The sequence below is a fragment of the Macrococcus sp. 19Msa1099 genome, assembly GCA_019357535.2.
Classification (GTDB): Bacteria; Bacillota; Bacilli; order Staphylococcales; family Staphylococcaceae; genus Macrococcoides; species Macrococcoides psychrotolerans.
In genome coordinates, this window is sequence record CP079955.1 from 1,144,499 (window position 1) to 1,162,443 (window position 17,945).

Below are 17,945 nucleotides of genomic sequence, written 5' to 3' on the forward strand. Positions count from 1 at the left end.
TATTTCACCTATATTCTGGAGTGGTTAAATTGAAAACTATTATTGCTGAGTACGTCTATTATTTTGAATATCTGAGAGATTATTTCGAATGTCATGAACTGCTGGAAGACTTCTGGAAAAATAAACCTGAATTTACCAAGCAAGACTTTGAAGTTGGCCTAATACTACTTGCAACTGGTCAGTATCATATGCGCCGTGGCAATATTACAGGCGGACATCGCTCACTGTCGAAAGCAAAGCGAATCCTCAAACTCTATATCGATTCCCATTATGAACGATTTATTGATATTGCAAGATTAGCATCCGAGATTGATATGCTTATAAACTCACCAGTATACCAGCAGATCACTCTTCCAGTGCGTCCAGAAGTTCGTTCGTTATTGCGTGATAAAGCGCATCACATTTCATCAGACATCCACGAAAATATCATTCACAAACATTTGAAGCGTGATAGAACCGAAGTCCTTTTGGCTAGACACAGTGCATTATACAATAAAAAGCCAATAGACGAGTCCCCACACAACGGCCATCATGGTAATAAAGGTTAGCAGCATCATATTATTTCGAGGCTTTTCATCCTTATGTTCAGATGTTTTCAGTATCTGTCGTTGTTCCTGTGGTTTGAATGCCTTATTTTCACTTGCATTTTTTTTATTCATACATTTCTCCTATGCTCTCGGGTGTGTATTTTTATAAACTTCACGAATTTGTTTCGTATCGATATGTGTATATAGCTGCGTAGATGAAATATCAGCATGCCCAAGCATCTCCTGTACAGCACGTAAGTCTGCACCGTTCTCAAGCAGGTGTGTGGCGAACGAATGCCTTAACGTATGAGGTGTCAGCCTTTTTTGTATTCCTGACTCTGCCTGGACCTGTTTCATTATCTTCCAGAAGCCCTGTCTAGTCATACGCTTTCCATGGAAATTCAGAAACAAACTATCCGTCATCTCCTTTTTAAGCATTTTATGACGTGTGTTCGCAATATAAGCATCCATCAGCTTAATCATATGCGTTCCTATAGGGACAATGCGCTCCTTATTACCTTTACCTGTCACTTTAACAAAGCCCATAATAGTATTTACATCCGCGACATCCAGATTGATAAGTTCTGACACGCGCATACCTGTTGCGTATAGTAGTTCGAGCATTGCCTGGTCCCTTCTACCTGTTACTTTAGAGGTATCAGGTGAAGATAAGAAAATGTCAACTTCCTCAACCGTGAGTATATCCGGAAGTTTTCTTTCAAATTTTGGCGGTTCCAGGATGATTGTCGGATCTTTCACTGCATATTTTTCTCTAAGTGCAAACTGATGGAATCCTCGAACGGATGCAGTGATTCTAGCAAGCGTCTTTGACGATTTACCATCGTCCTTTAACTTGCCGAGAAATAATGAAATCGTAAATCTATCGATATTATCTATAGAACCAATATGTGATTCTTCTAAAAACTTCTTATAATGATTCAAATCTCTTCTGTACGCTGCGATCGTATTTTCACTCAGTCCTTTTTCAATCATAATAAAGTGTAAAAATTCATCTATGATTTCCTGCATATCCTCACCTCTTTGTAGATTAAGTTTACCATAATATTTTATATGAATATATAAAAAAAGAGACTGCAGTCTCTTTATTCATTGATACGTTTATTAAGTTCATCTGCTCTGTAACCTTTTTCAGTGCACATTCTACATATTCCATGAAAGGTCAGACGGTGGTCCATAATCTGAAAGTGATAGTCACGTTCAACCTTTTTCTCAACATCCTCAAGTAAATCTTCTTCAATCTCTTCCACCGCACCGCAATTCATGCACACAAGGTGATGATGGAAGTGTTTTGCACCTTCTTTTCTCAGGTCAAAACGTGCGACCCCATCACCAAAATTTATTTTATCTACAACTTTCAGTTCAGCTAAAAGCTCTAGTGTCCGATAAACCGTTGCGAGTCCAATTTCAGGAGATTTTTCCTTTACCTTCAGAAAAACATCTTCCGCACTTAGATGATCTGCTTCATTCTCCAATAATACAGTAACTGTCGCTTCCCTTTGAGGGGTTAGTTTATAAGAAGCTTCATGTAACTGCTCCTTTATTCTATTAATTCTTTCCTGCATATCCTCACTCCTAAAGGTAACGATTAATATATATAAAATATCAGTAATTGAGAATTAATGCAAATAAATTTATTCTCAGATTAGAATAATTATTAAATGATAATTAATTTATACCTTATTTTCTTAATTTGAGCTGATAATTTAATATCGCAATAATCGTCTTCGCATCTTCTATCTTGCCTTCATCTATCCAGTGCAGAGCTTCATCTAATGTCAGCCAATGATGACTGACAAACTCATCCTCATCAGGAGATAGTTCGTTAGATGCAACTAAAGTATCAGTATAATAAAGCGAAATAAATTCATCACAAAAACCTGGAGATACATAGAATTCTTTTAAAAGTGATAATTGCAGAGGCGTATACCCAGTTTCCTCTTCAAGTTCACGCCTAGCAGTTTCTATTCTTTCTTCTCCTGGTTCAACCTTTCCTGCCGGGACTTCAATCAGACATTTCTCCATTGCCTTGCGAAATTGTTCTACAAATAGAATCTTATTGTCTTTAACAGCAAGAATCGCAACAGCTCCTGGATGTTTTACAACTTCTCTCACTGTTTCTTTGCCATTGGGTAATGTAACGATATGTTCTTCAACCTTAATCACTTTACCGTCAAATATTTGTGTTTTTTCAATCGTACGCTCTGTCAGATCCATATCAATTCACTCTCTTTCATTTATCATGTTAAACTATACTTATTATAACGAATGGAGGAATAATCTTGAAGACAAATCATACGAAAAGTGGGCTTATATTTTCACAGCTCGGCTTAGGAGCAATGAATCTTCCTCAAACACAAGCCGAGGCAGATAAAATTTTAAAGACGGCGTTAGAAAATAATATTACTTATATTGATACTGCCGACTTGTATCAAAAAGGACGTAACGAGGAAACTATTGGGGAATTTCTGAGTTCTAATAAGCTCAGACATGAAGTAACCATTGCTTCTAAAGTTGGGAATGAGTTTAATATGATTAACGATGAAGTTAAATGGAATCCTTCTAAATCTCACATAAAACGTAGTATTACTGACAGCTTAGCCCGTTTAAAGACAGATTATCTGGATTTATATATGCTGCATGGCGGGACGATTGAAGATAATAAGGATGAAGTCATAGACACGTTTGAAAGCTTAAAGAAAGAAGGATTAATTCGTGCTTATGGCATAAGCTCTATCAGACCGAACGTTATTGATTATTACCTTGAACATAGCAATATTGACTCAATAATGATGCAGTTCAGTTTAATCGATAATAGACCAGAGCAGCTTATTGAAAGTATCGAGAAGCACGATGTTCGAATATTGGCAAGAGGTCCTTTAATGAAAGGTCTACTGACAGATCATGCATCCCGCATACTAGATACTAAATTTAAAGACGGCATTTTAGATTCGAGTTATGAAGCATTAAAACAGAGTATTGATCACGCTAAGCGTTCTGGAAATCTAACTGAACTTGCGTATCAATATTTACTGCAGTATCCTGTAGCATCGATTGTAAACGGTGCATCAAGCAAGGAACAGTTACTGGAAAATATTAAGCATTTCGAAAATGCGTTGAAGCAACAAGGATCAAACATCGAACAAGTAAGGAGATTTTTTAAAGATATTGATTATAAGGATCATATTAAATGAAATCAAGAACACTGATAAACACATTGTTAGGTCTATCTGTTGCGAGTGGTATTACTTCCAGCATCACTGGTATTATTGCTTCAAATTATCTTCTGAACTTTAAGCTAAGAGACGTTGAAGTAATCAGGAGAAGAGAGATCAAAGCAAAACGGCTGGATGAACAAGCCTTTAAAGCATTGAATCCAATCGATGTAACAATTCACTCACGCAACGGCTATAATCTTAGCGGAACAGTGGTTAAGCCTTATCAACATAATTACTGGATGATTTTTTGTCATGGTGTCACCGAGAATAAGATAACAAGCATAAAATATTTAAATCTATTCATATCATTAGGCTTTAATGGTATCATCTTTGATCATAGAAGACATGGCCAAAGTGAGGGTAATCACTCAACATATGGATACTATGAAAAAACCGATCTGGAAAGTGTGATCACCTTCTTGAAGGAGCAGTATGGCTATGATATTAAGTTTGGCATTCATGGTGAGTCTATGGGTGCAGCAACAACATTGCTCTATGCTGGAGAGCTCGCAAATGAAGCTGAGTTCTATATTTCTGATTGCGCTTTTAGTAACTTTAGTCAGCTGCTGACTCAGATCATCGAACAAAAGTCGAGATTAGGAAGCGGCTTCCTTCTCTATTCTATGAATCGAATATTAAGACTAAGAACACATTTCACCTTAAATCAGGTCTCACCTATCAATGTCATACACAATGTCGAACAACCTATCCTGTTCATCCATTCAAAACCAGATACATTTATCCCATATACACATTCCGTTGACCTTTATAACAAGAAGATTGGACCTAAGATGCGCTGGTATCCGGAACATGGTGGTCATGCTGCGAGCTATAACGTCAACCCTCTGACATATAAGAAAGTCGTACAAAACTTTCTTGAAACATACAACCTATTGCCTCCAGCTCAGCCATAATCATTTTACTTTTGTCATAAAAAATGGTTTGAACATCTTTTCGATGGAGCGTGGAGCGAGGTTATACACCTTTAAAGCAATATACATCCACTTTGGACGATTAATTTCTCTTCGTGGATTGTGTATTGCCTTTATTATTTCTTGTGTCAGTATATCACTACGTATCATAATCAGACGATTTAAGAGAGATACATTGCCGCTCGCCTTAAAGATAAATTCTGTATCTACTGGACCTGTGTTGACAACAGTAAATGAAGCTTCAGGCATCTCGAGCCGCAAAGCATTTATCGTTTGATTGAGTGCAGCTTTAGAAGCAGAATAGATTGCCCCTCCTGGGGTCGCTGCATGAGCCGCCAATGAACCTAGTATAATGAAATGCGGTTTGTGTTGTTCATTTAACATCGACTTGATAATATAGACGACACTTTGATAGTTGACGAACATCATCTCATTCATTATTTCGGGTGTCATCGACACGAGCGATCGATAATTTGCGAATCCTGCACAAAATATTACAACATCAAAGTCAATACGAGCTACCTCCTCAATAAAGGCCAAAGTTGACTCCTCTGACTTAAAGTCAGCATATAGCAATACACATCGATCAACGAACGATTCTCTTAGATGAAAGAGCTTACTTAATGTTCTTGCACATGCATACACCGTGTTTCCTTCTATTAGAAGCTGTTCAGCAAGTTTAATTCCAATGCCTCCCGAGGCACCCGTTATCAATATTCTTTTACTCATAATCCTCACCATCGCAATTGTAAATTATATATAGTTTACACTATAATAAATGCTATGAACAATTTATGGAGGGATAGTATGAAAATCGTGTTCTTTGGTTCTGGTAATATGGCAAGTGCCATTTTTATCGGACTTGTTGAGAGTAAAACGATTCAAGGCAAGGATATATTTATCACGAACCGCTCTAATGAAGAAGAATTAAAACGCTTTAATCAACTTTATCAAATAAATTATAGCTATGACGACGAGGCTCTGTTAAAAGATGCTGATTTCGTCTTCCTGGCGGTAAAACCGTACGACTTTGATTCAGTAGCACAACGAATCAAACCTTATCTCTTTGAAGAAAACCACTTTGTATCAATGATGGCTGGTGTTCCAATCAATCAAATTAAGAATAAATTAAATGCACATAATCCAGTCGCACGCATTATGCCGAATACGAATGCACATGTTCAGCAATCGGTTACCGGCATATCTTATTCTGATAATTTTGGTGAAGATGCTAAATCAAATCTTAATGCCCTACTGGAAGCATTCGGTACATCTATCGAAGTGAAAGAAGAATCTCTTCATGATGTCACTGCAATAACAGGAAGTGGACCTGCGTTTCTTTACTATGTATATGAAGAATATATAAAAGCTGCAAAGCATCTTGGACTGTCTCCTGATGATACGGATATTGCCGTGAGAAACTTGATTATAGGTACTGGAAGAATGCTGGAAAACTCAGAACTTTCAATTGATCAGCTACGCGAAAATATTACCTCTAAAGGGGGAACAACTAAAGCCGGATTAGATGCTCTGCGCAAGCATCCAATAGAAGAAATATTTATTGATTGTTTAGAACACGCGTTGAACAGAAGCAAAGAACTAAGTGAATAAAACGGTCGTGACACCGATATACATGAATAAAATCAAAAAAGACGGAAGGAAATGATTTTTGTTTCCAGCCGTCTTTTTGATTTTATTCCACATCGTACTCAGAAAAATCATCTGCAATAAAAACTTCACATTCTGTTTTAGTTTCTATTTCAGCTAGTAATCGATTTATATCTTTAGTAGTATAGCGATTGCTGACATGATTGATAATAAGCTTTTTCACATTTCCCGTACTGACAAAAGATAGGACATCATCAATATGACTATGATAGTATTTATGACTTAATTCTACATCCCCATCGAGATATGTACACTCATGTACAACAACATCTGCATTCTCTGCCAAAGAAGCTTCGTTTTCACAAGGCATTGTATCTCCAAAAAATACGAGCCTCTTCCCTTTTTTTCCGGCAGTCTTAAAATCCTCAGTGTTATATATTTTCCCATTTACTGTGACTTGTTCACGCAACTTAAACTCTTTATAGACCGGACCTGGAGCGATGCCTTCAGCTATCAACTTTTCTTTTATTAAGTTACCAGCCGTATCAGGCATTACTACTCTGTATCCGAATGAAGGGATCCCATGTTTTAATGCTCCAACTGTTATTTCGATATCATTGATAATAAATTCGTCACCATGATCAATCTCGATAATCTCAAGAGGATAATTAAGATGTGAACAGGAAATCGTCAGTACTGTATCAACAAACTGTTTTAACCCAGCTGGACCATATAATGTCAGTTTTTTGTCCTGACCCCCTTGAAAACTTCTTGAAGTTAATACACCTGGTAGTCCAAAGATATGATCTCCATGCAGATGAGAAATAAATATATGCGTGAGCTTACCAAGTTTAATGTTAGTATGTAATATTTGATGTTGTGCTGCTTCCCCACAATCAAACATCCAGTATTCATTATAGAGTGGATTTAAAGAAAGGATCGTCGTCTGCGTATTTCTTTCTTTTGTAGGTAATCCGGCGCTCGTTCCTAAACAAATAATCTTCAAATTAAAAACCACCTTTTCATCACGTAATTATAGCATGTTTTAATTGTATTTTTATGTGTTCTATGAAAAAATATAAAGAATAACAATAGAATCGAGGTTAGTTATCTTGGATATAAAAAAGCAAAATATTCCCTGCTTAATTACCATTTTTGGTGCAACAGGCGACTTAAGTCATCGTAAATTATTTCCATCCCTGTTCCATCTTTTTCAACAAGGAAATCTCAATGACCAAATTGCAATCATAGGAATCGGCCGACGTGACTGGTCAAACGATAAATTCAGAGCCGAAATCAGAGCATCTATCGAGAACTTCGTAGCTGATACACATAAGATTGACGCCTTTATGGAACACGTATTTTACCAGCCGCATGATGTAAATGATGCAGCAAGCTATGCATCGCTCAAATCTCTTTCAGAAACTTTGGATAGTGAATTTAATCTGCAAGGTAACCGCCTATTTTATTTAGCAATGGCTCCAGAATTCTTTGGTACTGTTACCGATCATTTAAAATTAAGTGGCCTTACAAAGACGGATGGTTTCAAACGTTTAATAATTGAAAAACCATTCGGTAAGGATCTGAAATCTGCTGAACAGTTGAATCAGCAGATTCGTAAATCATTCAAAGAAGAAGAAATATATCGTATCGACCACTATCTTGGAAAAGATATGGTGCAAAACATTGAGGTCATCCGCTTTAGCAATGCTATGTTCGAACCATTATGGAACAATAAATACATCTCAAATATCCAGGTCACTTCATCTGAAATACTTGGTGTTGAAGATCGAGGAGGCTACTATGACAAGAGTGGCGCCCTTAAAGACATGGTTCAGAATCATATGCTGCAAATCGTTTCTCTTCTGGCAATGGAGCCTCCTATCTCACTCTCATCAGAAGATATCAGAAATGAAAAAGTAAAAGCTTTACGTTCCATTCGTAAGATCAAACCAGAACATGTCAAAAGCTATTTTGTTCGCGGGCAGTATGATGCTGGTGAAATCAACGGTGAGAAGGTAAAAAAATATCGTGATGAAGATAATGTCGCACCAGATAGTAATACCCCTACTTTCGTTGCAGCGAAAGTCATGCTTGATAACTTCAGATGGGCCGGTGTGCCATTTTATATTAGAACTGGAAAGCGCATGAAAGAAAAAGAAATCAGAGTGGTTGTAGAATTCAAAGAAATGCCGATGAATCTATATTATCAAAAAGACAACGAACTCGATTCAAATCTGCTGATCATCAACATTCAGCCAAACGAAGGCATTGAACTTCATTTAAATGCTCGTAAATATATAGAAGGTATCGACACAGAGCCTGTAAAGCTCTCTTATGCGATGACTACACAAGATAAGATGAATACCGTAGATGCATACGAAGGATTAATCTATGACTGTTTACGTGGTGATGCGACAAACTTTACGCATTGGGAAGAATTGAAAGCAACTTGGTCATATGTTGATACAGTAGCGGAATACTGGGATAATAATCCAGCACCATTTCCAAACTACCCAGCAGGGAGCAACGGACCAATCAAGAGCGAATTACTGCTTAGTCGTGACAATTTCCATTGGTGGGACTTCTAAACATATATACAGCTTTATCATTAAATAACACCTGAACAGTTTTTGTTCGGGTGTTATTTAATATGATTCAACTCTATAATTCAAAGTAATAATTTTATTTTCTATTTATTTATGTTATCTTAATCATAAAAAGGATTTAACTTTATGAACGATGCATACTTTGATCACCAGCTTAATATTCAGACAGAAATTTATTATGAGTCATACTCTCGTGGTGCAATTCATCGCTATGAACCGACAGACTATATACATCTCGAAAAACTATTCCAATTGATTAAGCCATTGATAACTGTTGATGACGTATTTGTCGATATCGGCTCAGGGATGCATCGAGTACCAATCTATGCGGCCCATCAGCTACAAGTTCAAACTAAAGGCATTGAAATTAACAAACAGCTTTATATGCATGCATTAAAGAATATCCAGGCATATTCAAAGCATCACCGATGCCATATCGAAGCGATCAACTGTGATATATTGGATTATACTATTAAAGCACAGGATAGCATTTTCTTTCTATTCAATCCTTTTTCTGTACATATCTTCAAAAAGTTTATCGATTCGCTACTGTCAATTAAGGACTTACACAGAAAATTGCTCATCTTGTATTATCCTGATGCTAGTTATATCAACTACTTGCAATATTTCAATGAAATCACCCTGCTTCACACGATCAAGCTAGAAGACTATGATAACGACAAGCAGGAAATGATACATATCTACGCTATTAACTACGAGATTTAGAAAGTGTGAAATGATGAAATCAATTGAAACTGTCCAAAAAACAATCGTATATCTTGAAGATCATTTATTACAGTCATTTACACTTGATGACCTTAGTAATTACCTTGAAGAGAGTGCATTCCATATTACACAGTCCTTTACCATGATCACAGGAATGACTGTGGAAGAATACCTCCACAGCAGGAAGATGACAGAAGCTGCAAACTATTTATTGAACGGAAACTATAGACTTGTCGACGTTGCAAAAAAGTACGGCTATACGAGTGCTCATGAATTCAGTACAGCTTTTAGTGAATTTCATGGAACTTCTCCGATACAAGCCCGTGCAAATCCAGAGAAACTCCAGATGGTTCATCGCCTTTATCTGCAGCTCTCAACAACAACGAAGCCCCCCGCGCATTATAGTATAAAACATGCTGATCATACTGAGTTAGTCGGAAAATCCGTCAGAATAGATAACCAGCATCTATCGAATCAATTTTTAATTCCTGATCTAATCTATAATGAAAACCAGGATGGATTTATCGATGAATTGTTGCATTTGAGTACGAATGGTAAATTATATGTAACACTTCATCCGGATATAACAGGTGTTCATATATTTATCGGCGTTCAGTCAGAACGATCTTATCATTATGAAACTTCCGCCATCAATCGTGCTCAATATGCAGTATTTCAATCCAGAGGACATCTGGATTATATTTTCAGTGAGATTTGGTATTCTATCGAAAAACAGGTCGATCTTCAACTTAATTATTTAAGGAATGAGCAGTTTGTCTATGTGCTTCCTTCAGATTATGCATTCGACAACCACTTTAATAAAGTAGAGCTATGGATTCCTATAGAGAAACAATTCTAATGTCAGATTATAAATCAATATATCAAATAAACCAGAACGATGCTGTACAGTGACAGTATTGTTCTGGTTTATTTGAATTTACTTATTATATTTTCAGAATGAAAAAATTATTATTTCCAGTCCGTATGGAATGTACCTGCTTTATCTTTTCTTTCATATGTGTGTGCTCCAAAATAATCACGCTGTGCCTGGATAAGGTTAGCAGGAAGATCTTTCGCAGTATATGAATCAAAATAGTTGATTGCAGAAGCAAAAGTCGGTACCGGTGTACCTGTCAAAATTGCAGTTGATGCAACCGTTCTTAAACTTTGCTGATATTTTTCAACAATCCCTTTAAAATAAGGATCAAGCAATAAATTCTGAAGATCATTATCAAGATCATATGCGTCTTTGATCTTTTGTAAGAACTGTGCACGTATAATACACCCTTCACGCCAGATCATTGCGAGATCACCAAGCTGTAAGTCCCAGTTATAGCTGTCTGAAGCTTCTTTCATCTGTGCAAATCCTTGAGCATAACAACAAATCTTACTCATATATAATGCTTCACGAATGGCTTCAAGGAATTCATCCTTATTTCCTTCAAAATTATTCTTTTCATTTTGAATAGCTTCATGCGCAATTACACGTTCATCTTTTTGACTTGATATCGTTCTGGCAAATACAGATTCGGTAATAATCGTTAATGGAACCCCTAAGTCAAGCGCATTAATTGATGTCCACTTACCTGTACCTTTTTGTCCTGCTTTGTCCAGTACTTTCTCTACAAGCGGTGTGCCATCTTCATCTAGCTTATTAAAGATATCAGCCGTAATTTCGATAAGATAGCTATCTAGCTCTCCTTCATTCCATGTCTTAAATGTTTCTGCAATTTCTTGATGTGACATATTGAGTACATTCTTCATCAGATCATAGCTTTCTGCTATAAGCTGCATATCCGCATATTCTATACCGTTATGTACCATCTTCACATAATGTCCTGCTCCATCTGGACCAATATAAGCGACACACGGCTTGCCATCCTTAGCTTTTGCTGCAATAGATTCTAGAATTGGTTTAACGAGTTCATAAGCTTCTTTCTGACCACCTGGCATGATAGATGGACCGTGAAGTGCGCCTTCTTCACCACCAGAAACACCCGTTCCGATAAAGTTGATTCCTTTTTCAGAAAGATAGACATTACGTCGAACCGTATCATTATAATTGGTATTGCCGCCGTCAATTAGAATGTCACCTTTATCTAATAATGGCAATAGACTTTCAATTGTCGCATCTGTTGCTTCTCCTGCTTTAACCATCATCATAATCTTTCGGGGAGTTTCAAGACTATTTACGAATTCTTCCAAAGTATATGTCGGATGAATATTCTTACCAGTTGATTCTTTCATCATTAAGTCTGTTTTGTCACTTGAACGATTATAGACTGAAACAGAATTACCTCTCGATTCAATATTCCATGCAAGATTTTTACCCATAACTGCAAGACCAATAACACCTATTTGTTGTTTACTCATACTCTACCTCTTTCAATAATTATTCCATTTCATTATAACATATTGTAATGTCACTTTGATTAAACAAGCTTGATGATTTCAAGGACCTGTTCTGTTAATTTCTCCATCTCCGTAACTGCAATTCTTTCATTTACTGTATGAATCTTCTCATAACCAACCGCAAGAACAACTGTTGGAACACCATAACTATTAATAAAGTTGGCATCACTACCGCCACCATTGGATACCACCTCAGGCGTTCGACCGATATTAAGTGCTGATTGCTGTGCTATCTTTATTACTTCGCTTTCTTCAGGTACATGGAATGATGGATAATTCACAGTAACTTCTACGTCTGCTGACCCACCAAGTTCTGCAGCGGCTGTTAAAAATGCCTCTTTCATGTGCTGTACTTGTTGATGCATCTTTTCCTCATCCAGGCTTCTTGCTTCAGCGAGTATAAAGCAGCTGTCAGCTACAATATTCGTTTTTTCTCCACCTTCTATACGGCCAATATTTGCAGTAGTTTCACCGTCTATTCTTCCGAGCTTCATATTACTGATTGCACGTGAAGCTATATTAATTGCACTTACACCTTTTTCAGGCTCAACACCAGCGTGTGCTGTAACACCTTTAATAGTGACATTTAATGATGCATTATTAGGGGCTCTATTGACGATTGTACCGACTTTGTTACCTGCATCCAGTGCAAATCCATAGCCGTCAACTAATTTACTACCATCTAAAGCTCTAGCCCCGACTAGTGATGACTCCTCTCCTACAGTAATCACGATTTGAATTTCACCATGGTCACGATGCTCTTCTTGCAATGTCTGAATCGTTTCGATAATTGCTGCAATACCTGCTTTATCATCCGCACCAAGAATGGTACTACCATCAGTATGGATGATCCCATCGGTTACAATCGGTTCTATACCTTGACCAGGTGTCACCGTATCCATGTGACAAGATAATAATATCGGTTTTTGATCTGTGTTTCCTTTTAATGTAATAAAAAGATTGCCCGCACCAAAACCTGTCTTTTGCTGAGTGTCATCTTCTTCTACTTGCAGTCCGAGCTCTGAAAATACATTTTTAAGGTGATCAGCGATTGCTCTTTCATGTCCTGTTTCACTATCAATCTTGACAAGACTTTTAAATGTTTCTACTAATCGTTCAGTATCCATATCATCTCTCCTTTTTTTTCGTTACTACTAATGTACCAAAGGTTAGGTAAACAGAAAAGTCTAAGCATTGGCATGAGACATTTGTTATAATTATTTTAATACTTATGAAAGGATGGTTTCCTTGAACAAAAATCTTTTACGTTTTACAATCATCATTTTACTTGTACTTATAGTATCTGCTCTTATTTTAAGCAGTGTACTACCATATTTAACGAACTAAAAAATCAGGACTGCGTCCTGATTTTTTAGTAGAGTTTTAGTGATCCAAAATTTGATTTAATCTCAAGATACTGCTCAATCTCATTCAGAAGCTGGATTAAAGCTGCTCTTGATTTCAACTGTTTATTATTCATCGGTAAAGGATACTTTTCAACATCCAGCATAATAGCATATAGGTCATGTAATCGGATAGCAGTGAAATTGTTGCTGGATATATTGCTTGATAAGTCTTGTAATAGATTACTACAATTAACATGAAGCTTATCACTATGGTCCATCTGGTTAATTAGGTCCACCATCCGTAACAGAAGTTCAAGCTGTGCTTCACGCATATTAAAGTAATGATAGTATGAATTTTCATTTCTTGTAAAATGATTCTCCACTTCTGTATATGCTACAGATTTAGCACGTTCTATCGTCTGATGCAGCTTAACAATCTGTTGTTTATCTAGTGCTATTTCTGGATAGATAAGCGCATCACTCAACTTTGAGACGATGACCTGAAACTCTGCTTCGATTTCTTTCTTATACTCATTCAATCGCATTGATAAGTCCGGCATATATAGATTAAGCAATAATGCAATGCCAAGTCCGACGACAATCAAAGTTATTTCATTGATTATTACGTGTCGGTTTATATAACCAAAATTAAAACAATGTAGAATGATGACACAACTGGTGACTACACCTTCTTCAATACCGAACATAACAGTCACTGGAATAAAGACTAGTACAAGTAAACCGAGCACGACTGGATTAAACCCAAGATGCGTAAAGAATAGATAAGAAAACAGTAATCCTAGCATACACGAAAAGAAACGCGCGCTGGCTGCCTGCAATGACTTTACACGTGTATTTTTTACACATAAAACAACCAGGATGGCTGCTGATGCGTAATTATCAAGTCCTAATAACTTACAGATAATTACACCCAGAGCCATCCCGAATGCTGTCTTTATCGTTCTGAATCCAATACGATAAGGTCTAATCTTCATCTATTAACGCTCTTCGCAATGCTCTTCGAATAATGCTTGAATATTTGTAATAACACTCATAGGATCATGACCTTCAATTTCATGTCTTTCAATCATAGAGATAATCTTACCATCTTTAAGTAATGCAAATGATGGACTGCTTGGTGGATAACCTTCGAAATATTCACGCGCTGTAGCAGTTGCTTCTTTATCCTGACCTGCAAATACTGTTACAAGCTGATCCGGTAATTTATCATAGTGAACAGCATGTGCTGCAGCTGGACGAGCTATTCCACCCGCACACCCACAAACTGAATTAATCATAACAAAAGTTGTACCAGGCTTATCGAATGTTTCATTTACCGCTTCAGACGTCGTTAATTGCTTATACCCTGCATTCTCAATCTCTTGACGCGCTGTGTTAACAAAATCTTCCATATACATATTGAAATTCATATCCATTGATATAACACCTCTTCTAAATTGATACAACTATCATAACGAATAAAGCCTGTTAAATCTAGTGATTAATTCGTGAAATTTTAACACATATAGATAAGCGTTTAATTCATTCTGCTACCGACATTAAAAGAAAAGCACCTGCAAAAATCTTTTGTAGGTGCTTAGAATAGCTCTTAACGTCTCGAAATCAAAGAATGTTCATTCAAACTAAATGTACTACGTACACGCATCATCTGATCAATACGTTCTTCAGCTAAGCGTTCTGCTGCTAAAGCTGTTGAAATGTTATCACGTTTCGCGATTTCAAATACTTTATCCATCTGATCATAGATTTCATTGACTTTTTTTGTTGCACGGTCCTGGTTATAGCCGCTTAACTCATCAGCTACATTAATAACTCCCCCAGAGTTTACAACAAAGTCTGGTGCATAGATAATATTTCTTTCTTTAAGCATCGCTGCATGGATTTCCATATCCTTCAGCTGGTTATTCGAAGATCCACACACTGCCTTAACTTTCAGTTGTGGAATTGTATCATCGTTTAGAACAGCGCCTAATGCACATGGTGCAAAGATATCCGCTTCAACAGAATAGATTTCCTCAGGCTTCACTGCAGTTGCGCCGAAGTCATTCACCGCGCGATCAATTGATTCCTGGAAGATATCTGTAACGATTAGTTTCGCACCTTCTTCGTGTAAATATTTACATAAAGTATAAGACACATTTCCTACACCTTGTACAGAAATCGTCTTACCTGCTAAGCTGTCATCGCCAAATGCTTCTTTGGCCGTACGTTTCATCGCACGATATACGCCTAACGCTGTCATCGGGCTTGGATTACCGCTTGATCCATAACTTTCTGATAATCCTACAACATAGTCAGTTTCTGCATATATCGTGTCCATATCTGTAACGGATGTACCGACATCTTCTGCAGTAATATAACGACCATTTAGACTTTGGATATAACGTCCTAACGCTCTGAACATCGCTTCAGACTTATCTTTCTTAGGGTCGCCGATGACAACCGTCTTCGCACCACCTAGATTAAGTCCCGCTGCTGCGTTCTTATACGTCATTCCACGAGCTAATCGAAGCGCATCTTCAATTGCTTCTTCTTCACTATTATATGGCCACATTCTGCATCCCCCAAGTGCAGGACCTAGCGTTGAATCATGTATTGCTATGATTGCTTTAAGACCGCTCGCCTTATCCTGACAGAATACAACCTGCTCATAATCGTATCGTTCTAATGTTTCAAATATCATTGCTATTCCCCTTTTCAGATCAAGATATGTAACTGCTTACATTTTTATTATAGTACTAACAATTAAATATTTCAATTTACGAAGTTTTATTAGATTGCAGCATATTTTTCGACTATCAAATTAATACAATCATGTTATAATAATGATATATAAAAATGAAATTGGTGATGTTTTGAAAAAGGTTATTGCATTGATGGTGCTTGGTGTTCCAATCTATTTGGCTGGATTAGGTATTAAATGGATGAGAGATGCACTTTTTGGTATTCTTGTTCCAGAGCTCCATTATATTTGGCTACAATTTATTATTGGGTTTGTTTTGATGGTGCTTGGTGTTAGTTTTGTCGGTGGATATATACTGCACATCGAAAAGAAAAGTAAACGAGCACAGCAAAAGTTCCGTAAATAATTATATTCAAAAAATCGAGATGCTGTAAACTCAGCTCTCGATTTTTTTCGTTCGTTTTAATTGGACTGCACGTTCAACTTCATCTGTAATAATCCCGGTAACACTGCTACTCATCCATGTCTTCAGATCTTTTTCTTTGTTTACTGTATATACTCTTGCTGGAAGTTCATTATGTTCTAGTTCAACAAGGTGATCAATCGTGATATGCTTTGCATTCGGATGGATACTCTTTATATTATGACTTGTCTTATAGTCCCAAGGTGACGTATGATATCTATCAAATAACAAAGCAGTTTCGTATGATGAATCTAACGCTTCCATCTTAACTAAACTTTCAATATTAAAGCTTGATATGATAATCTGATCAATAATATCATAACGCGTTAATAGTTCATGTAATTTTATCTCTATCTTACCTGCTTCAGCTTTAATTTCGATATTTAATAGCTTATTATGCTTTTTCACGATATCTAAAACTTCACTGAGTAGCGGCACCTTTTCATCAGTCACATTAAAGAGGCCGTTCTTAATGTTAAACTGCTGAATTTCATCAAATGACATTTCTACAACTTTTCCTCTTCCAGTTGTTGTTCGGTTGATTGTATGATCATGAATCACAACGATCTGTTCATCTTTGGTCAGATGTATATCTAATTCGAAGCCGTCTGCACCATATTCGACTGCCTTATTAAAGGCAAGTAATGAGTTTTCTGGGTATTTAGCGGAATATCCTCGGTGTGCAAATATCATTACCATAACTATCCATCCTTCAGAAATTTAATAAGTTCACCAATTGTCGGCTTTATGTATCTACCCTGCTCCTTAAAAATTTGTTCTAACCCATTGCTCCATGCTTTTTCTATCGCATGGCGAATAGACCTTTCAACATTCGCCGATTTCACTTGATGTAATTTAGCGATTTCAGGATATAGCATGATCGTCAGTTGAATTTTCTCATTTGGATGTTTGCTCACAATATCAAGTGCATCCTTTAAATATCTTGTTCCTTTATGTTTGTCGTTAAAGCCTAAGTTATTCAACAGCTGATCTGTATGATCAACAAAATCCATATTGCAAATTTGATAGATTCTGCTGATAAAATTATCAAAATTAATCGGCTTAAGTATGAAATAATCGACACCTAACGACATCGCCTCTCTTAAGATCGAGTCTTTGCCAAAGGCGCTTAAACAGATTATCTTATACTCATGAGATCTAGGAATATATTTTTCAAGTAAGCCAATACCATCAATGTACGGGAGAATCAGATCAAGTAGAAGTAGATCAAAATCGCATGTTTCAATCATGTGCACTGCATCTTTTCCATTATGACACATCGCTACGACCTTCATGTCATATTGTTCTAGATAGGACTTGATCGAGAGTGCTAATTCCCTTGAATCATCAACTATTGCAACTTTAAGTACCATATTATCCCT

At 36.8% G+C, this 17,945-nt stretch carries 20 protein-coding genes; 8 read left to right on the forward strand and 12 right to left on the reverse strand.

Features of this window, described 5'->3' with window-relative positions; all coding sequences use genetic code 11:
• Positions 1-29 precede the first annotated feature (29 nt).
• Positions 30-548 (forward strand): DUF309 domain-containing protein, encoded by a 519-nt coding sequence (locus KYI10_05825; protein QYA31915.1) that lies wholly within the window; start codon positions 30-32, stop codon positions 546-548.
• Positions 549-668: 120 nt separating this feature from the next.
• On the opposite strand, the gene xerD is transcribed toward KYI10_05825, so the two are convergent.
• The 3 genes from xerD to KYI10_05840 all read right to left on the reverse strand — a co-directional run bounded on the left by xerD (position 669) and on the right by KYI10_05840 (position 2,762).
• Entirely contained in the window at positions 669-1,556 is an 888-nt protein-coding gene (gene xerD, locus KYI10_05830; protein ID QYA31916.1) for a site-specific tyrosine recombinase XerD, read from the reverse strand.
• Between the two features lie 74 nt (positions 1,557-1,630).
• A complete protein-coding gene (locus KYI10_05835) occupies positions 1,631-2,110 on the reverse strand; it encodes a Fur family transcriptional regulator (protein ID QYA31917.1) in 480 nt (159 codons plus the stop codon).
• A 115-nt stretch (positions 2,111-2,225) separates the two neighbouring features.
• Complete coding sequence (locus KYI10_05840; GenBank protein ID QYA31918.1) at positions 2,226-2,762, reverse strand: NUDIX hydrolase; 537 nt, start codon at positions 2,760-2,762, stop codon at positions 2,226-2,228.
• Positions 2,763-2,827: 65 nt separating this feature from the next.
• Here KYI10_05840 and KYI10_05845 point away from each other — a divergent pair, with 65 nt between their 5' ends.
• Entirely contained in the window at positions 2,828-3,739 is a 912-nt protein-coding gene (locus tag KYI10_05845; protein QYA31919.1) for an aldo/keto reductase, read from the forward strand.
• The gene (locus tag KYI10_05850) at positions 3,736-4,677 is read left to right on the forward strand and encodes an alpha/beta hydrolase (GenBank protein QYA31920.1); all 942 of its coding nucleotides are present in this window, start codon (positions 3,736-3,738) and stop codon (positions 4,675-4,677) included. The genes KYI10_05845 and KYI10_05850 overlap by 4 nt, the downstream gene beginning before the upstream one ends.
• On the opposite strand, the gene KYI10_05855 is transcribed toward KYI10_05850, so the two are convergent.
• Positions 4,678-5,424, reverse strand: coding sequence for an SDR family NAD(P)-dependent oxidoreductase (locus tag KYI10_05855; GenBank protein QYA31921.1), 747 nt, complete (start codon positions 5,422-5,424; stop codon positions 4,678-4,680). It lies immediately after the preceding gene.
• Positions 5,425-5,502: 78 nt separating this feature from the next.
• On the opposite strand from KYI10_05855, the gene proC reads away from it, so the two are divergent.
• The gene (proC, locus tag KYI10_05860; GenBank protein QYA31922.1) at positions 5,503-6,306 is read left to right on the forward strand and encodes a pyrroline-5-carboxylate reductase; all 804 of its coding nucleotides are present in this window, start codon (positions 5,503-5,505) and stop codon (positions 6,304-6,306) included.
• A gap of 82 nt (positions 6,307-6,388) precedes the next feature.
• On the opposite strand, the gene rnz is transcribed toward proC, so the two are convergent.
• A complete protein-coding gene (rnz, locus tag KYI10_05865; protein QYA31923.1) occupies positions 6,389-7,309 on the reverse strand; it encodes a ribonuclease Z in 921 nt (306 codons plus the stop codon).
• A 106-nt stretch (positions 7,310-7,415) separates the two neighbouring features.
• On the opposite strand from rnz, the gene zwf reads away from it, so the two are divergent.
• The 3 genes from zwf (at position 7,416) to KYI10_05880 (ending at position 10,497) form a co-directional block, all read left to right on the forward strand.
• The gene (zwf, locus tag KYI10_05870; GenBank protein ID QYA31924.1) at positions 7,416-8,894 is read left to right on the forward strand and encodes a glucose-6-phosphate dehydrogenase; all 1,479 of its coding nucleotides are present in this window, start codon (positions 7,416-7,418) and stop codon (positions 8,892-8,894) included.
• A 144-nt stretch (positions 8,895-9,038) separates the two neighbouring features.
• Complete coding sequence (locus tag KYI10_05875; protein ID QYA31925.1) at positions 9,039-9,638, forward strand: hypothetical protein; 600 nt, start codon at positions 9,039-9,041, stop codon at positions 9,636-9,638.
• Positions 9,639-9,648: 10 nt separating this feature from the next.
• A complete protein-coding gene (locus KYI10_05880; protein ID QYA31926.2) occupies positions 9,649-10,497 on the forward strand; it encodes a helix-turn-helix domain-containing protein in 849 nt (282 codons plus the stop codon).
• 110 nt (positions 10,498-10,607) lie between these two features.
• Here the strand turns inward: KYI10_05880 and gndA are convergent, their stop codons facing one another.
• The 5 genes from gndA to KYI10_05905 all read right to left on the reverse strand — a co-directional run bounded on the left by gndA (position 10,608) and on the right by KYI10_05905 (position 16,100).
• Entirely contained in the window at positions 10,608-12,011 is a 1,404-nt protein-coding gene (gene gndA / locus KYI10_05885) for an NADP-dependent phosphogluconate dehydrogenase (GenBank protein ID QYA31927.1), read from the reverse strand.
• Between the two features lie 59 nt (positions 12,012-12,070).
• Positions 12,071-13,177 carry a M20/M25/M40 family metallo-hydrolase gene (locus KYI10_05890; GenBank protein ID QYA31928.1) on the reverse strand — a complete coding sequence of 369 codons (1,107 nt, stop codon included), beginning with the start codon at positions 13,175-13,177 and terminating at the stop codon, positions 12,071-12,073.
• 245 nt (positions 13,178-13,422) lie between these two features.
• Positions 13,423-14,391 (reverse strand): aromatic acid exporter family protein, encoded by a 969-nt coding sequence (locus KYI10_05895; GenBank protein QYA31929.1) that lies wholly within the window; start codon positions 14,389-14,391, stop codon positions 13,423-13,425.
• Positions 14,392-14,394: 3 nt separating this feature from the next.
• Positions 14,395-14,832, reverse strand: coding sequence for a BrxA/BrxB family bacilliredoxin (locus tag KYI10_05900; protein QYA31930.1), 438 nt, complete (start codon positions 14,830-14,832; stop codon positions 14,395-14,397).
• Positions 14,833-15,005: 173 nt separating this feature from the next.
• Positions 15,006-16,100: a Glu/Leu/Phe/Val dehydrogenase dimerization domain-containing protein gene (locus KYI10_05905; protein ID QYA31931.1), complete on the reverse strand. Its 1,095-nt coding sequence runs from the start codon at positions 16,098-16,100 to the stop codon at positions 15,006-15,008.
• A gap of 172 nt (positions 16,101-16,272) precedes the next feature.
• Here KYI10_05905 and KYI10_05910 point away from each other — a divergent pair, with 172 nt between their 5' ends.
• Positions 16,273-16,506 carry a DUF2627 domain-containing protein gene (locus KYI10_05910; protein QYA31932.1) on the forward strand — a complete coding sequence of 78 codons (234 nt, stop codon included), beginning with the start codon at positions 16,273-16,275 and terminating at the stop codon, positions 16,504-16,506.
• Between the two features lie 30 nt (positions 16,507-16,536).
• On the opposite strand, the gene KYI10_05915 is transcribed toward KYI10_05910, so the two are convergent.
• Positions 16,537-17,262, reverse strand: a complete 726-nt coding sequence (locus KYI10_05915) for a glycerophosphodiester phosphodiesterase (protein QYA31933.1) — start codon at positions 17,260-17,262, stop codon at positions 16,537-16,539.
• A gap of 2 nt (positions 17,263-17,264) precedes the next feature.
• Positions 17,265-17,936: a response regulator gene (locus KYI10_05920; protein ID QYA31934.1), complete on the reverse strand. Its 672-nt coding sequence runs from the start codon at positions 17,934-17,936 to the stop codon at positions 17,265-17,267.
• Positions 17,937-17,945 lie beyond the last annotated feature (9 nt).

What these genes read in the sequence shown, in the direction of transcription:
- KYI10_05895 (QYA31929.1), bottom strand. Translation starts at nt 14,391, where the DNA reads ATGAAGATTAGACCTTATCGTATTGGATTCAGAACGATAAAGACAGCA.
- KYI10_05890 (QYA31928.1), bottom strand. Translation starts at nt 13,177, where the DNA reads ATGGATACTGAACGATTAGTAGAAACATTTAAAAGTCTTGTCAAGATT.
- KYI10_05835 (QYA31917.1), bottom strand. Translation starts at nt 2,110, where the DNA reads ATGCAGGAAAGAATTAATAGAATAAAGGAGCAGTTACATGAAGCTTCT.
- xerD (QYA31916.1), bottom strand. Translation starts at nt 1,556, where the DNA reads ATGCAGGAAATCATAGATGAATTTTTACACTTTATTATGATTGAAAAA.
- gndA (QYA31927.1), bottom strand. Translation starts at nt 12,011, where the DNA reads ATGAGTAAACAACAAATAGGTGTTATTGGTCTTGCAGTTATGGGTAAA.
- KYI10_05840 (QYA31918.1), bottom strand. Translation starts at nt 2,762, where the DNA reads ATGGATCTGACAGAGCGTACGATTGAAAAAACACAAATATTTGACGGT.
- KYI10_05915 (QYA31933.1), bottom strand. Translation starts at nt 17,262, where the DNA reads ATGGTAATGATATTTGCACACCGAGGATATTCCGCTAAATACCCAGAA.
- KYI10_05905 (QYA31931.1), bottom strand. Translation starts at nt 16,100, where the DNA reads ATGATATTTGAAACATTAGAACGATACGATTATGAGCAGGTTGTATTC.
- KYI10_05880 (QYA31926.2), top strand. Translation starts at nt 9,649, where the DNA reads ATGATGAAATCAATTGAAACTGTCCAAAAAACAATCGTATATCTTGAA.
- KYI10_05900 (QYA31930.1), bottom strand. Translation starts at nt 14,832, where the DNA reads ATGGATATGAATTTCAATATGTATATGGAAGATTTTGTTAACACAGCG.
- KYI10_05920 (QYA31934.1), bottom strand. Translation starts at nt 17,936, where the DNA reads ATGGTACTTAAAGTTGCAATAGTTGATGATTCAAGGGAATTAGCACTC.
- KYI10_05850 (QYA31920.1), top strand. Translation starts at nt 3,736, where the DNA reads ATGAAATCAAGAACACTGATAAACACATTGTTAGGTCTATCTGTTGCG.
- proC (QYA31922.1), top strand. Translation starts at nt 5,503, where the DNA reads ATGAAAATCGTGTTCTTTGGTTCTGGTAATATGGCAAGTGCCATTTTT.
- KYI10_05855 (QYA31921.1), bottom strand. Translation starts at nt 5,424, where the DNA reads ATGAGTAAAAGAATATTGATAACGGGTGCCTCGGGAGGCATTGGAATT.
- KYI10_05875 (QYA31925.1), top strand. Translation starts at nt 9,039, where the DNA reads ATGAACGATGCATACTTTGATCACCAGCTTAATATTCAGACAGAAATT.